Raw genomic sequence first — 19,637 nt, forward strand, 5'->3', positions numbered from 1 at the left:
AGGGGGTGCTCCTACAGGTCTAAAAACCCAAAAAACCTAAAATTCTAAAACTCTAAAATCCCAGGCTGGATAACAAATCGTCCACATCGTCCTGACCGGACACAACGTCTTCTCTTTTATCGGCATGAATCTGCGGACCTTCACCCTGAGAGAGATGTTTTTGTGGATCTTTTTCAGCAAGCATCGCTTCACGGTCATGTTCGATGCCCGCAAAGCGGTCCACCTGACTGGCCATCAGCACGAGCTTGAGCAGGTTGCTTTCAACTTCGGTGACCAACTGGGTCACACGCTTGATCACCTGGCCTGTGAGGTCCTGGTAATCCTGGGCGAGCAGGATGTCGTTGAGGTTGCCCGACACCGCGCGATTGTCCGTGCCGCTGCGCGTCAGGAACCCGTCGACCCGCCGGGCCAGTTCACGAAACTCTTCGGCGCCGACTTCGCGACGCATGAAGCGCCCCCAGTCCGCGCTCAACACCTTGGCTTCATCGGCCAGGCCATTGACCAGCGGCGTGGCACTTTCCACCAGATCCATGGTGCGATTGGCCGCGGCCTCGGTCAGCTTGACCACGTACCCCAGGCGCTCGGTGGCGTCGGTGATCTGCGACACTTCTTCGGCTTGCGGCATGTGCGGGTCAATCTGGAAATTGACGATCGCGCTATGCAGTTCGCGGGTGAGCTTGCCCACTTCCTGATACAGGCCACGGTCACGGGTCTGGTTGAGCTCATGGATCAATTGCACCGCGTCGCCGAACTTGCCTTTTTCAAGGCTCTCGACCAATTCGACGGCGTGTTTTTTCAGGGTCGATTCAAAGTCGCCCAATGAAGTTTCGTTATTGCCCATAGCTCCCCCGTGGCGCATTCATCAACCGATGCGTTCGAAAATCTTCTCGATTTTTTCTTTCAACGCCTGGGCCGTGAAGGGTTTGACCACATAGCCGTTAACACCGGCCTGGGCGGCTTCGATGATCTGCTCGCGCTTGGCTTCAGCGGTCACCATCAGCACCGGCAGGTGCTTGAGCTTTTCATCGGCACGCACGTGGCGCAGCAGATCGATACCGGTCATGCCAGGCATGTTCCAGTCCGTTACCAGAAAGTCGATGCTTCCGCTGTTGAGCACCGGAATGGCGGTAGTGCCATCGTCGGCCTCGACGGTGTTGGTGAACCCAAGGTCACGCAGCAGGTTCTTGATGATCCGCCGCATCGTTGAGAAGTCATCAACGATGAGGATTTTCATGTTCTTGTCCAATTCGACCTCCAAGCAGTCTTAAACGCGCCCAGCACCTGGACGCGCCATTTCAATCAATCCGGCAAAGCACTCAATGACTGTCTGGAGCACAACAGATCGCGACCGGCGCAGTTCAACACCACACCAGCCTCGTTCGCAGTGTCCCCACACTGCCTTCAGCGCGCTCGCCACTCCCCCAAACGCCCCCGCAAACGGGCCGCGCACTGGCTGTGTAACTGGCTGACCCGCGATTCGCTGACCCCCAGGACCTCACCGATTTCCTTGAGGTTCAACTCTTCGTCGTAGTACAGCGCCAACACCAGCCGCTCACGCTCCGGCAAATTGGCAATCGCATCCGCCAGCGCAGCCTGGAAGCGTTCATCCTCCAGGTCGCGTGACGGCTCGAGATGAGCACTCGCGCCATCCTCGTGCAGCCCCTCGTGTTCGCCGTCCTGCAAAAGGTCGTCGAAACTGAACAGCCGGCTGCCCAGGGTGTCGTTCAAAATCCCGTAGTAATCATCGAGACTCAATTGGAGTTCGGCCGCAACTTCGTGATCTTTAGCGTCTCGGCCGGTTTTAGCTTCAATCGAGCGAATGGCATCGCTGACCATCCGCGTGTTGCGATGAACCGAACGTGGTGCCCAGTCCCCCTTGCGCACCTCATCGAGCATGGCGCCGCGGATTCGTATGCCCGCGTACGTTTCGAAACTGGCGCCTTTGCTGGCGTCATATTTGGTCGATACTTCAAGCAGGCCGATCATCCCGGCCTGGATCAGGTCTTCAACCTGGACACTGGCCGGCAATCGCGCCAGCAAGTGGTAGGCAATGCGTTTAACCAGCGGCGCGTAACGCTCGATCAGCTCGTACTGCGCATCGCGTGCCGACTTTTTGTAGAGGTTGTAGCCGCTGGCTGTCATAGAACAGGTCCTGCTGTCTGCTGCACAAGCCGCTCGACGAAAAACTCCAGGTGCCCGCGCGGGTTGGCAGGCAGCGGCCAGGTATCGACCTTCTGCGCGATGGCCTTGAACGCCAGCGAGCACTTGGAACGCGGGAAGGCCTCGTAGACGGCGCGCTGCTTCTGCACGGCCTTGCGCACGCTTTCGTCGTAGGGCACCGCGCCGACGTATTGTAAGGCGACATCGAGGAAGCGATCCGTGACCTTGGTCAACTTGGCGAACAGGTTGCGTCCTTCCTGCGGGCTCTGGGCCATGTTGGCCAGGACGCGGAAGCGGTTCATGCCGTAGTCGCGGTTCAGCAACTTGATCAAGGCATAGGCATCGGTAATCGAAGTCGGCTCGTCGCACACCACCAGCAGCACTTCCTGGGCGGCGCGAACGAAACTGACTACCGAGTCCCCAATGCCCGCAGCGGTGTCGATCACCAGTACGTCGAGGTTGTCGCCGATATCACTGAAGGCCTGGATCAGGCCGGCGTGTTGCGCGGGGCTCAGATGCACCATGCTCTGAGTGCCGGATGCGGCCGGAACGATACGGATGCCGCCGGGTCCCTGCAGCAATACATCGCGCAGTTCGCAGCGGCCTTCGATCACGTCGGCCAGGGTACGTTTGGGTGTCAGGCCCAGCAGAACGTCGACGTTCGCCAGTCCAAGGTCCGCGTCCAACAGCATGACGCGCCGGCCAAGCTCGGCCAAAGCCAGGGACAAGTTCACTGACACATTAGTTTTCCCGACGCCACCTTTGCCGCCGGTCACCGCGATCACCTGTACGGGATGCATGCTGCCCATGTTATTTCTTTACCTTGTCTTGCATAGACGGAGGCCACATTACTGGCTGCGCGTTCACAAACGGAACAATGCATGGCAGACCATCGATGTAGGTACAAAAACTGTTCATTAATACCTCAGCCAACCTGCTTGGTCGGGCTGTGGTAGATGTCAGCGAACATGTCAGCCATGGCTTCTTCGCTGGGTTCTTCCTGCATTTGCACGCTCACGGCGCGGCTGACCAACTGATGACGACGCGGCAGATGCAAATCATCCGGGATCCGCGGGCCATCGGTCAGGTAGGCCACTGGCAGTTCATGACTGATGGCCAGGCTCAACACCTCGCCCAGACTTGCCGTTTCATCCAGTTTAGTCAGGATGCAGCCGGCGAGCCCGCAACGCTTGTAACTGTGATAAGCGGCCGTTAGAACCTGTTTCTGGCTGGTGGTTGCCAGGACCAGATAATTTTTCGAGCGGATGCCACGACCGGCCAGGCTTTCGAGCTGCATGCGCAGGGCCGGATCGCTGGCCTGCAGGCCGGCGGTATCGATCAGCACCACGCGCTTGCGCAACAGTGGTTCCAGGGCCTGCACCAGGGACTGGCCCGGATCGACGTGGGTCACCGACACATTGAGAATGCGCCCCAGGGTCTTGAGCTGCTCCTGGGCACCGATGCGGAAGCTGTCCATGCTCACCAGCGCGATGTTCTGCGCGCCGTACTTGAGCACGTAGCGGGCGGCCAGCTTGGCCAGGGTGGTGGTCTTGCCCATGCCGGCAGGGCCGACCATGGCAATCACACCGCCCTCTTCCAGCGGCTCGACTTCCGGGGTAACGATCATGCGCGCCAGGTGCGCCAGCAACATGCGCCAGGCCTGACGAGGCTCTTCGATTTCGCTGATCATCGCCAGCAGGTCGCGCGACAGCGGGCCGGACAGGCCAATGCGTTGCAGGCGACGCCAGAGGTTGGCCTGGTCCGGACGGCTGCCTTGCAGCTGATTCCAGGCCAGGGAGCCGAGTTGGACTTCCATGAGTTCGCGCAGGCTGTTGAGCTCGAAACGCATCGAGTCAAACGCCCGCGGATCCACGCCACCGGACGCTGGCGCAGCGGCCGGCGCGGGGCGACGAGGTTCGGCGTAGGTCGGTTCCATCAGCGGCTCGGCGGCGGTCAACGGCAAGCCGGCGAACAACTGGCGATTGGTTGCGTTGTCGCTCTCGCCATCGCCACGCAGGCTCAATTCGGCCTGGGCAGTGACGATCCGCGACTGAGTCTTGCGCAGCTCGTCTTCGAGCTCCATGTTCGGGACCCGCGGCGCCAGGGCCGACAGCTTGTAATCCAGCGCAGCCGTCAATTCGACACCCCCGGCGATCCGGCGGTTGCCAATGATGGCGGCATCAGCGCCCAGCTCATCGCGAACCAGCTTCATGGCCTGACGCATATCGGCGGCGAAAAAACGCTTAACTTGCATAAACCACTACCTCAGCCGTTGGGCCCTACTGTCGCAACGATGGTCACTTGCTTGTTGTCAGGGATTTCCTGGTAAGCCAACACGTGCAAACCCGGGACTGCGAGCCGGCCGAATCGCGAGAGCATCGCGCGAACCGGACCGGCCACCAGCAGAATCACCGGCTGACCTTGCATCTCCTGACGCTGCGCCGCGTCGATCAACGAACGTTGCAGCTTCTCAGCCATGCTTGGCTCCAGCAGAACACCCTCTTCCGAGCCTTGTCCTGCCTTCTGCAGACTATTGAGCAATATCTGTTCCAACCTTGGCTCCAGCGTGATGACTGGCAGCTGCGACTCAGTGCCTACAATGCTTTGGACGATTGCACGGGATACGCCAACCCGCACGGCAGCCACCAGCGCGGCGGTATCTTGACTCTTGGCGGCATTGTTGGCGATCGCCTCGGCAATGCTGCGGATATCGCGTACAGGTACTTGTTCGGCCAGCAGCGCTTGCAGCACCTTGAGCAACTGCGACAGCGAAACCACGCCCGGCACCAGCTCCTCGGCCAGTTTCGGCGAGCTTTTGGCCAGCAATTGCATGAGTTGCTGCACTTCTTCGTGACCGATCAGTTCACTGGAATGCTTGTAGAGTATCTGGTTCAAGTGGGTAGCCACTACTGTACTGGCATCGACCACGGTATAGCCGAGGGATTGCGCCTGGGCGCGCTGGCTGATTTCGATCCAGACCGCCTCCAGGCCGAAAGCCGGATCTTTGGCGGTAATACCATTGAGCGTGCCGTAGACCTGCCCCGGGTTGATCGCCAGCTCGCGATCCGGGTAGATCTCCGCCTCGGCCAGGATCACCCCCATGAGGGTCAGGCGATAGGCACTTGGCGCCAGGTCGAGGTTGTCGCGGATATGCACCGTGGGCATCAGGAAGCCCAGATCCTGGGACAGCTTCTTGCGAACGCCCTTGATCCGCGCCAGCAACTGGCCGCCCTGGTTGCGGTCCACCAATGGAATCAGGCGATAACCCACTTCCAGGCCGATCATGTCGATCGGCGTCACGTCATCCCAGCCAAGCTCCTTGGTTTCCTGGGCACGGGCCGGCGACGGCAGCAACTCCTGCTGGCGCTTGACCTCTTGCAGGGCCTGCACCTTGGCGACGTTCTGCTTTTTCCAGAACAGATAAGCACCACCGGCCGCCAGGGCCGCCATGCTCAGGAACGAGAAGTGCGGCATGCCGGGCACCAGGCCCATGACCGCCATCAAACCGGCTGCTACCGCCAGCGCCTTGGGCGAGGCGAACATCTGGCGATTGATTTGCTTGCCCATGTCTTCCGAACCGGACGCACGGGTCACCATGATTGCCGCTGCTGTCGATAACAACAGTGATGGCAATTGCGCCACCAAACCGTCACCGATGGTCAGCAGCGCATACACCTTGCCGGCGTCGCCGAAGGTCATGCCGTGCTGGAAGATACCGACCGCCATGCCGCCGATCAGGTTGATGAACAGGATCAACAGGCCGGCGATGGCGTCACCGCGAACGAATTTGCTGGCACCGTCCATGGAACCGTAGAACTCGGCTTCCTGGGCCACCTCCGAGCGACGGGCCTTGGCCTGGGCCTGATCGATCAGGCCGGCGTTGAGGTCGGCGTCGATCGCCATTTGCTTGCCGGGCATCGCATCAAGGGTGAAACGCGCGCTCACCTCGGAAATCCGCCCGGCGCCCTTGGTCACCACGACGAAGTTGATGATCATCAAGATCGCGAACACCACGATACCAACCACGTAGTTACCGCCGATCACCACCTCACCAAAGGCCTGGATCACCTTGCCGGCCGCCGCATGGCCGTCCTGACCGTGGAGCATCACCACCCGCGTGGAGGCCACGTTCAACGCCAGGCGCAACAGCGTCGCCACCAGCAGGATGGTCGGAAACACCGCGAAATCCAGCGGCCGCAAAGCGTAGACGCACACCAGCAGCACGACGATGGACAGCGCGATGTTGAAGGTGAAGAACACGTCCAGCAGGAACGGCGGCACCGGCAACATCATCATCGCCAGCATGACCAGCAGCAACAGCGGCACGCCCAGATTGCCTCGACTGAGGTCGGCAACGTTTGTGCGGGCACTGTTGATTAACTGAGAGCGATCCACCGGTTTTCCCCGTTCCTTTAAAGCAAACTTTTGACGCCTGAAGCAGACGCAGAGCGGCTACTGCAAGAAGCTTTCCAACTTTTTGCCAAGGAACGGAATGCAGGAATCCGGGGCGGAAAACAATCACTCGGCGGTCAGAATCTGCTCAGGGAGAATGGCGCCGAGTTGCAACTCACTGCCCACCATGTAACGCATGCGCTTGCGCACCGGCACTCCACCGATCTCCACTGTTTCAGCTTCCGTATAGCCAAAAATGACGATCGAACCAGGAGCAAGCTTCGGCTTCAGCTTCGGCTTCGGTTTCTGAGATGAATGCCCCTGCATTACATTGAGCGACCAATCAAATGTAATGAGCGGCAAATCCTTCACGTAAATCGGCGCACCGTCCTCCCAACGAAAATCCCGACGAACAGTCACTTCCAACTGTTCACCGACATGCCGAAAAGCTGGCTTGCCGTATCGGCGCTCCAGCCCTCCGGTCGACCAAGCATCCATGTAGTAATAGGGACTGGCGAAGACCTTGAACAGATCTGCGCTACTGCTGATATCACCAGCGGCAGAGAAGAAGTAATTGTAGGAGTAGTGATAAGCCAGCCCACCCAATTCCGGCCTGATCGCATTGACCGGATCATCCAGGTACCCCGAAAGAAACTGATTGCTCATGTGCAAGAAATGCACGAAGTCCAGCGACATTCTGAAAGTAACCGCATAACTGAGCATTCGCTCGTCATTCTGCTCAAGGGTGCCGGAAACAAACGTCAACGCCATCCCTTCGAGCCGCCGATAAACCACCGTCATGACCTTCTCCCTACCCATCATCAGTAAGACAGGTAACAGCTGGCAGGCCCTGCGCCTGACAGCAACCTGTCGAGGGCCATGGAATATCAAGACAGCACTCGGGGTCTACTGTCATAACTGACAGGTCTGCGAAACTTTCAGATCAACGGTTGGATCAGCGATCGCGCCGCAAATCCGGCGGGATCGGCAAATCATCCTTGAGCGGATCCGGACGCTTGCCCTTGCCCGCCCGATACTGTCGAATCTGGTAGACGTAAGCCAGCACCTGCGCAACCGCCAGGTAGAGTCCGCCGGGAATTTCCTGTTCAAGCTCGGTGGAGTAGTAGATCGACCGCGCCAACGCCGGCGACTCCAGCAGCAAAATCTCGTTGGCCGCCGCGATCTCGCGGATCTTCAGGGCCAGGAAGTCGCTGCCCTTGGCCAGCAATACCGGCGCATTACCCTTTTCCGGGTCGTATTTGAGTGCCACGGCGTAGTGCGTCGGGTTGGTGATGACCACGTCGGCCTCGGGAATGGCGGCCATCATCCGCCGCTGGGACATCTCGCGCTGCAGTTGACGAATGCGCTGCTTGACCTCAGGTCGCCCCTCCTGGTCCTTATGCTCGTCGCGCACTTCCTGCTTGGTCATCTTCAGCTTTTTAACGCTTTCCCAAATCTGTATCGGCACATCCACCGCGGCGATGATGATCAGCCCGCACGCCATCCACAAGGTGCTCCAGCCCACCACTTGCAGGCTGTGAATGATCGCCATGTCCAGGGGCTCATGGGCGATGCGCAGCAGGTCATCGATGTCCGACGACAATACCGCCAGCGCCACGAACAGGATGATGATGAACTTGGCCAGGGCCTTGAGCAGTTCGACCAGCGACTTGGTGGAGAACATGCGTTTGAGGCCGAGACCGGGGTTCAAGCGGCTGAACTTGGGCGCCATGGAACCCGCCGCGAACAGCCAGCCGCCCAGGGAAATCGGGCCGATGATGGCGGCCAGCACCAGCGCAATCATCACCGGCTGGATCGACCACAGGGCAATTTGCCCCGAGCGCATCAGGTAGGCGGCCATGGAGTGCTGATCCAGGATCACTTCCCGCGGCAGCGAGAAGTTGATGCGCATCAGCTCCATCATGTCCTGCGCCATGGCGCCGCCAAAAATCAGCAACGCCGAGGCACCGACCAGCATGATCGCCAGGGTGTTGAGTTCCTTGGAACGCGCGATCTCACCCTTTTCACGGGAGTCCCGCTTGCGCTTCTCCGTGGGGTCTTCTGTTTTGTCCTGACCGCTTTCGCTCTCGGCCATGGCTCAGCTCGCCCGTGCCATTTCGCGTAACAACTGCAAGGCCTCGGTGGCCAGCGGTTGATACTGGTTGAGAATGTCCGCCAATCCGACCCAGATGATGAACAGCCCAAGCACCAGGGTCAGCGGGAAGCCGATGGAAAAAATGTTCAGTTGCGGCGCTGCCCGGGTCATGACGCCAAAGGCGATGTTGACCACCAGCAATGCGGTGATCGCCGGCAGTACCAGCAACAACGCCGAACCTAGCACCCAGCCGAGCTTGCCGGCCAGTTCCCAGTAGTGATTGACCATCAGGCCGCCCCCCACCGGCAACGTGGTGAAACTCTCGGTGAGGATCTCGAACACCACCAGATGACCGTTCATGGACAGGAACAGCAGCGTCACCAGCATGGTGAAAAACTGCCCGATCACCGCCGTCGACACACCGTTGGTCGGGTCGACCATGGAGGCGAAGCCCATGCCCATCTGGATGGCGACGATTTGCCCGGCCACCACAAAGGCCTGGAAGAACAGTTGCAAGGAAAAACCCATCACCGCACCGATGAGAATCTGCTCGGCAATCAGCAACAGCCCGCTCAAATCCAGGGGATTGACCGGCGGCATCGGCGGCAGGCCCGGCACGATGACCACGGTAATGGCCAACGCGAAATACAGGCGGATGCGCCGGGGCAGCAGGGTCGTGCCAAACACCGGCATGACCATCAGCAAGGCGCCGACGCGAAACAGCGGCAACATGAACGTCGCCACCCAGGTGCTGATCTGGGTATCGGTCAGCGCTAGCAGTGACATGGTCTAGCCGATGACCTGAGGAATACTGCCGTACAACTGCAGGATGTATTCCATGAAGGTCTGCACCAGCCACGGGCCGGCAACGATCAGGGTTACCAGCATCACCAGCAGGCGCGGCAGAAAGCTCAGGGTCTGTTCGTTGATTTGCGTCGCAGCCTGGAACATCGCCACCAGCAGGCCGACCAGCAGACTCGGAATCACCAGCACCGCCACCATCATGGTGGTCAGCCACAGCGCTTCGCGGAAAATATCGACCGCAACTTCCGGGGTCATGGCGAGACACCACCAAAGCTGCTGGCCAGCGTGCCGATGATCAGCGCCCAGCCATCGACCAGCACGAACAACATGATCTTGAACGGCAGGGAAATGATCAGCGGCGAGAGCATCATCATACCCATGGCCATCAACACACTGGCCACGACCAGATCGATGATCAGGAACGGAATGAAGATCATGAAGCCGATCTGGAAGGCGGTTTTCAGCTCGGAGGTCACGAAGGCCGGCACCAGGATGGTCAGCGGCGCCTGATCCGGCGTCGCGATGTCAGTGCGCTTGGACAGGCGCATGAACAGCTCCAGATCGCTGGTGCGGGTCTGGGCGAGCATGAAGTTCTTGATCGGCACCTGAGCCTTGGCGACCGCATCCTGGGCCGTCATCTTTTCCGCCAGATACGGCTGCAAGGCGTCCTGGTTCACCCGGTCGAACACCGGCGCCATGATGAACAGGGTCAGGAACAGCGCCATGCCGGTGAGGATCTGGTTCGACGGCGTCTGCTGCAGGCCCAGGGCCTGGCGCAGGATCGAGAAGACGATGATGATCCGGGTGAAACTGGTCATCAGCATGACAAACGCCGGGATAAAGCTCAGCGCGGTCATGATCAGCAGGATTTGCAGGCTGACCGAGTATTCCTGCGCACCCTGCGCATTGGTGCCCAGGGTGATGGCCGGAATCGACAGCGGATCGGCGGCGAATGCCAGCGGCGCGGCCAGCATCAGGGTCAGCGTCAAGACGATGCGCAGCGCACCCATTACTTCTTATCCTTCTGATCTTTACCCAGCATCTCCAACAGGCGCTGGGCAAATTCCGGCGTGGGTTTCTCGGTACTCGGCACTTGCACCGGCTCCTTGAGGACGTGCAGTGCAGTGATGTTGCCGGGGCTCAGGCCCAACAGAATCTGCTCGTTGCCGACCTGCACCAGCATCAGGCGATCGCGAGGCCCCAGCGCGCGGGAGCCGACAATCTCGATCACCTGCCCTTTGCCCGCCGGACCGGCCTGCTGGACCCGACGCAGCAACCAGGCGAGGAAGAAGATCAACCCCAGCACCAACAGCAAGCCGAACACCAACTGCGTCAACTGGCCCGCCACACCGCTGCTCACCGCAGGCGCAGCGGCCGTGGTGGCCGTTGCGACAGGCTCGGCCGCCAGCACGCTGAACGGCATCGCCAACACAAATCCGAGAACACTTTTCACTCAGCGCAGCTTCTTGATGCGTTCGCTTGGGCTGATCACGTCCGTCAGGCGGATGCCGAACTTCTCGTTGACCACCACCACTTCGCCATGGGCGATGAGCGTGCCGTTGACCAGCACGTCCAGCGGTTCGCCGGCCAGGCGATCGAGCTCGATCACCGAACCCTGGTTCAGTTGCAGCAGGTTGCGAATGTTGATGTCGGTGCTACCCACTTCCATGGAGATCGACACCGGGATATCGAGGATCACGTCCAGGTTCGGGCCTTCCAGGCTCACCGGATCGTTGTTTTTCGGCACGCTGCCGAACTCTTCCATCGGCAGGCGGTTGGACGCGGAGTTGCCGGAATCGGCGGCCAGCAAGGCGTCGATATCGGCCTGCCCGGCATCACCGGTTTCTTCCAGGGCTGCTGCCCACTCATCGGCCAGAGCCTGATCGTCTTGCGTACTCATAGTGTCAGTGTCCTCGGCGAGCAAAAATTCAGAATTCGGTTAATCGCGAATGGGTACGAGCGCCGTTCAACGGCGCTCGATCGGCTCGATCACTTGCAACGCCAGGTTGCCCTTGTGCGAACCCATCTTGACCTTGAAGGCCGGCACGCCATTGGCGCGCATGATCATTTCTTCCGGCATGTCGACCGGGATCACATCCCCCGGCTGCATGTGCAGGATGTCGCGCAGGCGCAACTGACGACGAGCCACCGTCGCACCGATCGGCACGTCGACGTCCAGCACGTCCTGGCGCAGGGCATTGACCCAGCGCTCGTCCTGGTCGTCGAGGTCCGACTGGAAGCCGGCGTCGAGCATTTCGCGCACCGGCTCGATCATCGAGTACGGCATGGTCACGTGCAGGTCACCGCCACCGCCATCGAGTTCGATGTGGAAGGTCGACACCACGATGGCTTCGCTCGGGCCGACGATGTTGGCCATGGCCGGGTTCACTTCCGAGTTGATGTACTCGAAATTGACTTCCATGATCGCCTGCCAGGCTTCCTTCAAGTCGACGAAGGCCTGCTCCAGCACCATGCGCACCACACGCAGTTCAGTGGGGGTGAATTCACGCCCTTCGATCTTGGCGTGCCGGCCGTCGCCACCGAAGAAGTTGTCCACCAGCTTGAACACCAGTTTGGCGTCGAGGATGAACAGCGCGGTGCCACGCAGGGGTTTGATCTTGACCAGGTTGAGGCTGGTCGGCACGTACAGCGAGTGCACGTATTCGCCGAACTTCATCACCTGCACACCACCAACCGCCACGTCCGCCGAGCGACGCAGCATGTTGAACATGCTGATGCGGGTATAGCGGGCGAAACGCTCGTTGATCATTTCCAGGGTCGGCATGCGTCCACGGACGATGCGATCCTGGCTGGTCAGGTCATAGCTTTTGACGGCGCCGGGTTCGGCAGCGTTCTCGGTCTGTACCAGACCATCGTCGACGCCATGCAACAGCGCGTCGATCTCATCCTGGGACAGCAGGTCCTGCACGGCCATGTCGTGTTCCTACTGCAGTACGAAATTAGTGAAAAGCAACTGTTCGATCACCACTTTGCCGAGCTCTTTCTGCGCCACTTCCTGGACGCTGGCGGTGGCTTTCTGCCGCAGCATTTCCTGGCCGACCGGCGAGGCGAGGGTCGCAAAATCCTGCCCGGAGAACAGCATGACCAGGTTATTGCGGATCACCGGCATGTGGACCTTGAGCGCCTCCAGATCCGCCTGATTGCGCGCGAGCATGGTGATGCTCACTTGCATGTAGCGCTGGCGACCGTTCTGGTTGAAGTTGGCCACGAAAGCCGGCGCCATCGACTCGAAAATCGCTGGCTGCTTGCCGATCGGAGCGGTTTCAGCCACGGCGGCGGCAGGTTTGCTCTGAGCGCTGTGCATGAAGTACCAGGTCGCGCCCACGGACACACCGATCGCCAGCAGCAGGGCCACCACGATCAAGATAATCAGCTTGAGTTTGCCTTTGGTTGCGGGGTCTTTTACTGCTGCGTCGCTCTTCGCCATGCCAATAATCCGTCACTAATCGGGTTTTCACAGTCGCACGGCAAGGCAAGAGCAAGTGTTATGCCATGTAGGAGCGAGCCTGCTCGCGAAGAATTCAAGAACGGCGCGTTTAGCCAGCAAGCACGCGTTATCGTTAATGATCATCGCGAGCAAGCTCGCTCCTACAGAGGGGGGCGTTTGATCAGGCGTAGTAATCGACCGCGCTGGAGCCGATCACGCGGGTGGTATTGGCCGCCGCTTCAGCGATGCCCGGGGTCATGTCGTCATCCATTGAATCAAGGCGACCGCCGCTGGTACTGGCCCGACCGCTGTGGCTTTGCCCGGCTTGTTCCTGCCCTTGCTGCGAACCACGGGACTGGTCCGAAACATTGACATCGACCTGCCCCATGCCCTGCTGCGCGAACATGTCGCGCAAGCGATGGACCTGCCCATCCAGCGCCTCTCGGACACCCGGATGCGCACTCATGAACGTGACTTGGGTCTGTTGATCGGGAACCATGTTCACCCGAATATCCAGACGCCCGAGTTCAGCGGGCTGCAACTGGATGTCCGCCGCCTTGAGATTGGCGCTCGACAGGTACATGACCCGGTTCACCACCTCTTCGGTCCAGCCGCTCTGATGCATGGCGATCGGTTGGTTCACCGGCAAGGCATTGGCGGTCTTCGGTGTGGCCGCCTGGGTCAGCGCTGCCAGACGGTTGGCGAAATCATCGACACGGGTGTCGCTGCTGGCGGACTTGAGATCCTTCAGGCCGTCATCGATCAGGCCGCTGAAAGCCTTGGCGTCGCCCTGGCTGGTGCCGTTCTTGTCGCCCTGAACATCCAGCATGGTTGCCATGCCCGCGGCAAAGTTTTGCGCCGACGTCAGCTCCCCGTCAGCCTGGGCTTGCGCCTGTGCCGGTGCAGCCTTGGGCTGCGCCTGGCTGGAAGCCGATACGTGACCGCCCTGCTCCATCGCCAGGCGTACCGCCGGCAATGCGTCGAGCGGATCGGTCGAGGGATCGAAATCGCCGTCGGCAGTGGCCGGCGCCGGAGCGATTGCAGCCGTAGCGGTAACTGCGGCGCCAACCGACACTTCAACGGCAGGTTGCACGGTGTCGGCCACGACGGGCGCTACCGGTGCCGGTGTCGGATCGACTGGCTGAAGGACTTGCTGCGTTGAAGGATCAAGCGCCGGATCGAGCGGCAGGGCATCGACGACCTGAACCTGGCCGGCATCTGACGCTTCATCGTCGGCGGCCTTGTCGTCAACCTGCACTGAAGGGTCGGCAGGCAAGGATTTGCCGCCATCGGCAACCACCGGTTCCTCGGCGGCAGACTTGTCGTCACCAGCATCTTTTTTTCCGGAAACATCGCGGGCTTTGTCGCTACCCGGCCTGACCGAGGCATCCGCCAACGCCTTGGACTTGCTCTGGGCCTCGCTGGCGTAGACATGAGCGAAGCTTGCGGCCTTGCCCCCGGGCTCAGCGGTCAGTGCCACAGGACTGGCGGAGCCGGCCTGAGTCTTGGCCTGCCTGAAGGCCTGAAGCAGAATATCGGGGGTAACGGGCATGAAACGGTCTCCGCTGCACGGGGCTCGTAAGTACAGTTAGATAAGTTGACTGCAAAGGTCGAGCCAGTTTCACTCGAAGAAGACCAAATGCAGCGTGTGCTCAGATTTTCGCCGGGCAACGCTGTCGTTCAGCTTCGTACAGAGGCCGGATACCGGCGAACTCGCGATCGATTTCGCCGACCAGTTCCTGAACGGCGGGGCGTGGCAAGCTTCTGGCCTGCTGCTCAAGCTGGTGGCATAGCTCGGTCAGCCTGAGGGCGCCCATATTGCTGCTGCTGCCCTTGAAGCTATGGGCGGTTGCAACGAGCAATGCGGCGCTGTCTGCCGCTCTCAAGACTTTCAGGCGCTCTTCGGAGTCAGCAAGAAAGATATCCAGCAGATCCGGATAGCCCTCCTCCATCACTTCCTGCAATGCACTCAGCACGTCGCGATCCACATGTGTGTCGTCCACTTGCTCACTCCTTGATCAAGAATGCGCGGATTATGCCAGAGCCTCCCAGATAAACTCCACGCGTGCACTTCGACCATCGTCGGTCCAGCGGGCATTACGCCCCAACTGGCGGATCAGACTGACCCCGCGTCCCGACAGGCGGATGTCTTCCAAAGGTCTTGCCATCACCCGCTCGACATCGAAACCCTTGCCACTGTCTTCAACGTGAATGGTCAGGCAACCGCCATCGTCCGTTGGCGTCACCTGCAAACTTAACCGTACATAGCCTTCGCGCAGCTCGTCCAGCCGGGTATTGCGCTCCTGATAATACCGCGCAAACCCCGAGGCATCGCGCTTGAGGCCCGAATCCAGCCCCAGCACGCCATGCTCCAGCGCATTGGAATAGAGCTCCGCCAGCACACTGTAGAGCGCACCGCTCTGAGCCCGAAGACCATGGACCTCAAGCAACAACTGCAACAGGTAGGGCAACGGGTTGAAGCGCTTGAGCGTGGCGGCGCGAAACTCGAAACTTACCGACCAGTCCAGCGGGCAGGACTGGCCGCTGTCGGAGTAGACCAACGCCGGCGGGCTGATCTGCGCCGACTCCAGCAGGCTGACTTCGACCATGCTGACATCGTCACGCGTTTCTCCGCCGAAATGACGCAACGCCTGCTCGATCTCTTCGAACAGCGCATCCGGATGTCGATTGGTGGCAAATACCTGCTGCAATCGCTGTACGCCAAACAACTGATCATTGGCGTCGCAGGTATCGATCACCCCATCGGACAGGAGAAACACCCGATCCCCGAGGGCCATGGGATACATGTCGGTACGCTCATCGAAGGATTCCGGGCTCAGCACCCCTAAAGGCAGGTGCCGCGCCGGCAGAGGCGTGCGCTCGCCACTGGCAATGCGATGCAGGTAACCGTCGGGCATGCCGCCGTTCCAGACCTCCACCGAACGGCGCTGAAAACTCAGGCACAGCAACGTGGCACAGCAGAACATGTCCACCGGCAGGATGCGCTTGAGCTTGGCATTCATCTCGCGCAGGGTTTCCGCCAGGCCATAGCCCTTGGCGGTCATGCCGTAGAAAACTTCGGCCAGGGGCATGGCGCCTACCGCCGCTGGCAAACCGTGGCCGGTGAAGTCGCCCAGCAGCACGTGCATGTCTCCGGCCGGAGTGAACGCGGCCAGCAACAGGTCGCCGTTGAACAGCGCATAGGGCGATTGCAGATAACGGATATTCGGTGCGCCATTCAGACAGCCGGAGTGCGCCACCTTGTCGAAAACGGCCTTGGCCACGCGCTGCTCGTTGAGCAAATAGTCGTGGTGCCGGGCGATCTGGTCACGCTGTTGCAGCACGGTGTCCTGCAAGCGCCGCAAGCGATCCATCGCCTTGATCTTGGCGGCGAGAATCACTTGGTTGTAGGGCTTTGCCAGAAAGTCGTCACCGCCGACTTCCAGGCAGCGGGCCAAGGCTTCGTTTTCGGACAACGACGTGAGGAAGATGATCGGCACCAGGGTTTCACCGGCCATGGCCTTGATTTGCCGGGCCGCCTCGAAGCCGTCCATGACCGGCATCATCGCATCCATCAACACCAGGTGCGGGTGTTGCTGGCCAAACACCTCGACCGCTTCGACGCCGTTGGCCGCTGTCAGTACCTCGTGCCCCTGGCGGCGCAGGATACTCGACAACAGCAGGCGATCAGCGGCGCTGTCCTCGGCAATCAGGATCGTCAGCGGCTCCAGTGGCTGCATGGCAATCAACTGATGTCGAACAGTTTGTCGAAGTTGGAGATGGCGAGGATTTTGCGCACATCGGTGCTGCTGTTGACGACGCGCACATCGGAGTCGTCGCCACCGGCGTGATCGCGCAACAGCAGCAGCATCCCCAGGGCCGAACTGTCGAGGTAAGTGGCGTCTTTCAGGTCGACCACGACCGCTGATAGCTCTCTATCTTCGTAGGACTTACGAAATTCCTGATGCTTGGCGAAATCGAATCGTCCCCTGATCGAGATCGTCAGTCTTTGTCCATCCTCGGACACTTCTGTAATCACCGACATTTCATGGCTTCCTTGTCTTTATAAAACGTTTAGAAGGTTTAGCATCAGGTGTCGATAGGGGCAAGCCTGCGCGTTTTTTGAAAGCACGCTCAATAGGGGTTCTCGCGCGGCAAGCGCTGGGACAATTCATCCAGCAGCTTCTGTTCGCGCCGGTCTTCAAGCGCCCGCGCTTCATCGGCGTAGCGCTGAACCAGCTTGCGCAAGCCTTCAACCCGGGCAAACGCCTGCTGCCAGGTTTCCCGGGCCTTGTTCAAGTTGTTCTGATGCCAGGCCAGGCTTTGCCGCTGCTGGTCGATGGCCGTGCCCAGTTGCGCGAGAAAGCCCTGATAGCCCAGCAACCACTGGCCCGAGACACCGCTGCTGCCGCGTACGATCCATTGTTCCTGATAGTCGAGACGGAAGGCTTCGAGGTCGGCGAGTTTGCTTTGTGCCAGGCGAACCTGCCCTTGAAAGTGCCCCAGACGCTGGACCGCGGTTTTCTCGGCCTTTTCGGCCATTTCCACCACCGGCGCCAGCCTTCCTGCCCGACTCAGGGCCATGACCGCTTAACCGCCTGCCGCGGGCGCGAAGATCGAGGCCAGATACGCCTCGCTTTCGCCCAGGCTGATGCTGTCGTTGAGGCCCTGGCGCAGGTATTTGACCAATTGCGGTTGCAGGGAAATCGCCAGATCGGTCTCGCGATCTCCTCCGGCGACATAGGCGCCGACACTGATCAGGTCGCGGCTCTGCTGATAGCGTGACCACAGTTGCTTGAAATACTGCGCACGGGTCATGTGTTCCGGCGACACCACCGCCGGCATTACCCGGCTGATGGACGCCTCGATATCAATGGCCGGGTAATGCCCTTCCTCGGCCAGGCGCCGGGACAGCACGATGTGCCCGTCGAGCACGCCCCGCGCCGAGTCGGCAATCGGATCCTGCTGGTCATCGCCTTCGGACAGCACGGTGTAGAACGCGGTGATCGAACCACCGCCCTTCTCCGCGTTGCCGGCCCGCTCCACCAGTTTCGGCAGCTTGGCGAACACCGACGGCGGATAACCCTTGGTCGCCGGCGGCTCGCCGATGGCCAGGGCGATTTCCCGCTGGGCCTGGGCGAAACGGGTCAGCGAATCCATGAGCAACAGAACGTTCTTGCCCTTGTCGCGGAAATATTCGGCGATGCGCGTGCAATACATCGCCGCGCGCAGGCGCATCAGCGGCGCATCGTCCGCCGGGGACGCCACCACCACTGAACGCTTGAGCCCTTCTTCACCGAGGATGTGCTCGATGAATTCTTTAACTTCGCGACCCCGCTCACCGATCAACCCGACGACGATGATGTCGGCCTCGGTGAAGCGGGTCATCATGCCCAACAGCACGGATTTACCGACACCGGTACCGGCGAACAGCCCAAGCCGCTGACCGCGCCCGACCGTCAACATGCCGTTAATGCACCGGATGCCCACGTCCAGCGGTTCGCTGATCGGTTCGCGCTTGAGCGGGTTGATGGTCGGGCCATCCATCGGCACCCAGTCTTCGGCCTTCATCCCGCCCTTGCCGTCCAGCGCGCGACCGGCGCCATCGAGCACCCGCCCGAGCATGCTCATGCCCATCGGCAAACGCCCGGTATCGGACAAGGGAACAACGCGGGCGCCAGGGGCAATACCAGCGACGCTGCCAACCGGCATCAGAAAGACCTTGCTGCCGGAGAAGCCCATCACTTCGGCTTCGACCTGCACCGGGTGATAACTGTCGTCGTTGATAACCATGCAGCGGCTGCCCATGGCGGCGCGCAGGCCTTCGGCTTCGAGGGTCAGGCCGACCATGCGCAGCAGGCGGCCCTCAAGGATCGGCGCACCGGCAAGCGTAGTCGCCTCGGCGTAACTGCCCAGGCGCTTGGCGAAGCTGGTGCGCTCAAGGCGCATCAGGTGCATCCGGCTCTGGCGCGGCCGCAGGTTGGCTGTGGATCGGCAGTTCCAGGCTCAGGTCCGGCGCGGCCGGGTGCAAGGCCTGCTCGTGCAACTGATCGAACAGCTTGTCCATTACCCGCGCGATACGGGTTTCGACCGTGGCGTCGATGCGGCTGTGTTCTGTCTCGACCCGGCAACCGCCAGGCAACAACGATTCGTCCTCGACGATGCGCCACGTTTCCTCATGGCGTTCGCGCAGGGCTTTGACCTGTGCGAAGTCCTGCGGATTGATATACAGCCGCACATTGCCCACGCCCAACGGCAAGAGCTTGAGGGCTTCGCGCATGACGTGTTCGATCTGCGTCGAGTCGATGGCCAGTTCACGCTGAATCACTTGTCTGGTGATGTGCTGCACGAGGTCGACCAGGGACTTTTCAATCTGGGTGTCCTGCTCGGCGATGGGCTCGAACAGGTGCGCCATCAACTGCTCCAACCCGGCAAGCTTCGGCGTCAGTGCCTGTTCGGCTTCCTGACGGACCTTGAGCGTGGTGCTGTGGAAACCTTCCTTCTCACCCACCGCGAAACCTTCGTTGTAAGCTTCCTGGCGAATGCTTTCGAGTTCTTCGAGGGTCAGTGGCTGGACTTCCTCCAGCGGCACGTCCTCCATTTCCGGCGGCTCGGGTTCCGGTGTTGGTTCCGGCTCGGGTTCCGGCGGGTCGAAGCTGGGCAGTGCCCAGGACTCGAAGCCACCGACATCCCTGGCCCGGATCAGGTCAGTGGGTGCATCATCATTCTTGACCATGG

22 protein-coding genes are annotated in these 19,637 nt (G+C 60.5%); all 22 read right to left on the bottom strand.

The window, feature by feature from the left end; genetic code table 11:
• Window positions 1–52: 52 nt before the first annotated feature.
• The 22 genes from BSF44_RS14455 to fliH all read right to left on the bottom strand — a co-directional run bounded on the left by BSF44_RS14455 (window position 53) and on the right by fliH (window position 19,635).
• Window positions 53–841: a protein phosphatase CheZ gene (locus BSF44_RS14455; RefSeq protein ID WP_008052267.1), complete on the bottom strand. Its 789-nt coding sequence runs from the start codon at window positions 839–841 to the stop codon at window positions 53–55.
• 21 nt (window positions 842–862) lie between these two features.
• Window positions 863–1,234, bottom strand: a complete 372-nt coding sequence (locus BSF44_RS14460; RefSeq protein ID WP_003183998.1) for a chemotaxis response regulator CheY — start codon at window positions 1,232–1,234, stop codon at window positions 863–865.
• Between the two features lie 167 nt (window positions 1,235–1,401).
• On the bottom strand, window positions 1,402–2,142 hold the full coding sequence (gene fliA, locus BSF44_RS14465) for an RNA polymerase sigma factor FliA (protein ID WP_007894214.1): 741 nt from the start codon (window positions 2,140–2,142) through the stop codon (window positions 1,402–1,404).
• On the bottom strand, window positions 2,139–2,969 hold the full coding sequence (gene fleN / locus BSF44_RS14470) for a flagellar synthesis regulator FleN (protein WP_008001746.1): 831 nt from the start codon (window positions 2,967–2,969) through the stop codon (window positions 2,139–2,141). The genes fliA and fleN overlap by 4 nt, the downstream gene beginning before the upstream one ends.
• 116 nt (window positions 2,970–3,085) lie before the next feature.
• On the bottom strand, window positions 3,086–4,414 hold the full coding sequence (gene flhF / locus BSF44_RS14475; RefSeq protein ID WP_095944066.1) for a flagellar biosynthesis protein FlhF: 1,329 nt from the start codon (window positions 4,412–4,414) through the stop codon (window positions 3,086–3,088).
• Window positions 4,415–4,425: 11 nt separating this feature from the next.
• Window positions 4,426–6,555, bottom strand: coding sequence for a flagellar biosynthesis protein FlhA (gene flhA, locus BSF44_RS14480; protein WP_095944067.1), 2,130 nt, complete (start codon window positions 6,553–6,555; stop codon window positions 4,426–4,428).
• 123 nt (window positions 6,556–6,678) lie between these two features.
• Window positions 6,679–7,353, bottom strand: a complete 675-nt coding sequence (locus BSF44_RS14485) for a hypothetical protein (protein WP_095944088.1) — start codon at window positions 7,351–7,353, stop codon at window positions 6,679–6,681.
• A gap of 154 nt (window positions 7,354–7,507) precedes the next feature.
• The gene (gene flhB / locus BSF44_RS14490) at window positions 7,508–8,647 is read right to left on the bottom strand and encodes a flagellar biosynthesis protein FlhB (RefSeq protein WP_095944068.1); all 1,140 of its coding nucleotides are present in this window, start codon (window positions 8,645–8,647) and stop codon (window positions 7,508–7,510) included.
• 3 nt (window positions 8,648–8,650) lie between these two features.
• Complete coding sequence (gene fliR / locus BSF44_RS14495; RefSeq protein ID WP_095944069.1) at window positions 8,651–9,433, bottom strand: flagellar biosynthetic protein FliR; 783 nt, start codon at window positions 9,431–9,433, stop codon at window positions 8,651–8,653.
• 3 nt (window positions 9,434–9,436) lie between these two features.
• On the bottom strand, window positions 9,437–9,706 hold the full coding sequence (fliQ, locus tag BSF44_RS14500) for a flagellar biosynthesis protein FliQ (RefSeq protein ID WP_007948918.1): 270 nt from the start codon (window positions 9,704–9,706) through the stop codon (window positions 9,437–9,439).
• Window positions 9,703–10,461, bottom strand: a complete 759-nt coding sequence (fliP, locus tag BSF44_RS14505; RefSeq protein WP_095944070.1) for a flagellar type III secretion system pore protein FliP — start codon at window positions 10,459–10,461, stop codon at window positions 9,703–9,705. The genes fliQ and fliP overlap by 4 nt, the downstream gene beginning before the upstream one ends.
• Window positions 10,461–10,874: a flagellar biosynthetic protein FliO gene (gene fliO / locus BSF44_RS14510; protein WP_095944089.1), complete on the bottom strand. Its 414-nt coding sequence runs from the start codon at window positions 10,872–10,874 to the stop codon at window positions 10,461–10,463. Before fliO ends, fliP begins: the two co-directional genes overlap by 1 nt.
• A gap of 30 nt (window positions 10,875–10,904) precedes the next feature.
• Window positions 10,905–11,351: a flagellar motor switch protein FliN gene (gene fliN, locus BSF44_RS14515; protein WP_095944071.1), complete on the bottom strand. Its 447-nt coding sequence runs from the start codon at window positions 11,349–11,351 to the stop codon at window positions 10,905–10,907.
• A gap of 66 nt (window positions 11,352–11,417) precedes the next feature.
• Entirely contained in the window at window positions 11,418–12,386 is a 969-nt protein-coding gene (gene fliM / locus BSF44_RS14520) for a flagellar motor switch protein FliM (protein ID WP_008052878.1), read from the bottom strand.
• A gap of 9 nt (window positions 12,387–12,395) precedes the next feature.
• Entirely contained in the window at window positions 12,396–12,899 is a 504-nt protein-coding gene (gene fliL / locus BSF44_RS14525; protein ID WP_095944072.1) for a flagellar basal body-associated protein FliL, read from the bottom strand.
• 181 nt (window positions 12,900–13,080) lie between these two features.
• The gene (locus BSF44_RS14530) at window positions 13,081–14,451 is read right to left on the bottom strand and encodes a flagellar hook-length control protein FliK (protein ID WP_095944073.1); all 1,371 of its coding nucleotides are present in this window, start codon (window positions 14,449–14,451) and stop codon (window positions 13,081–13,083) included.
• 100 nt (window positions 14,452–14,551) lie between these two features.
• Window positions 14,552–14,902: an Hpt domain-containing protein gene (locus BSF44_RS14535; RefSeq protein WP_095944074.1), complete on the bottom strand. Its 351-nt coding sequence runs from the start codon at window positions 14,900–14,902 to the stop codon at window positions 14,552–14,554.
• A gap of 30 nt (window positions 14,903–14,932) precedes the next feature.
• A complete protein-coding gene (locus BSF44_RS14540; RefSeq protein WP_095944075.1) occupies window positions 14,933–16,639 on the bottom strand; it encodes a fused response regulator/phosphatase in 1,707 nt (568 codons plus the stop codon).
• A gap of 5 nt (window positions 16,640–16,644) precedes the next feature.
• Window positions 16,645–16,944, bottom strand: a complete 300-nt coding sequence (locus tag BSF44_RS14545; RefSeq protein ID WP_095944076.1) for an STAS domain-containing protein — start codon at window positions 16,942–16,944, stop codon at window positions 16,645–16,647.
• Between the two features lie 89 nt (window positions 16,945–17,033).
• Complete coding sequence (gene fliJ / locus BSF44_RS14550) at window positions 17,034–17,483, bottom strand: flagellar export protein FliJ (RefSeq protein WP_095944077.1); 450 nt, start codon at window positions 17,481–17,483, stop codon at window positions 17,034–17,036.
• Window positions 17,484–17,489: 6 nt separating this feature from the next.
• Window positions 17,490–18,848: a flagellar protein export ATPase FliI gene (gene fliI, locus BSF44_RS14555; protein ID WP_095944090.1), complete on the bottom strand. Its 1,359-nt coding sequence runs from the start codon at window positions 18,846–18,848 to the stop codon at window positions 17,490–17,492.
• Complete coding sequence (fliH, locus tag BSF44_RS14560; protein WP_095944078.1) at window positions 18,838–19,635, bottom strand: flagellar assembly protein FliH; 798 nt, start codon at window positions 19,633–19,635, stop codon at window positions 18,838–18,840. Before fliH ends, fliI begins: the two co-directional genes overlap by 11 nt.
• Window positions 19,636–19,637: the final 2 nt, after the last annotated feature.

This window comes from Pseudomonas sp. ACN8, from assembly GCF_002303925.1.
Classification (GTDB): Bacteria; Pseudomonadota; Gammaproteobacteria; order Pseudomonadales; family Pseudomonadaceae; genus Aquipseudomonas.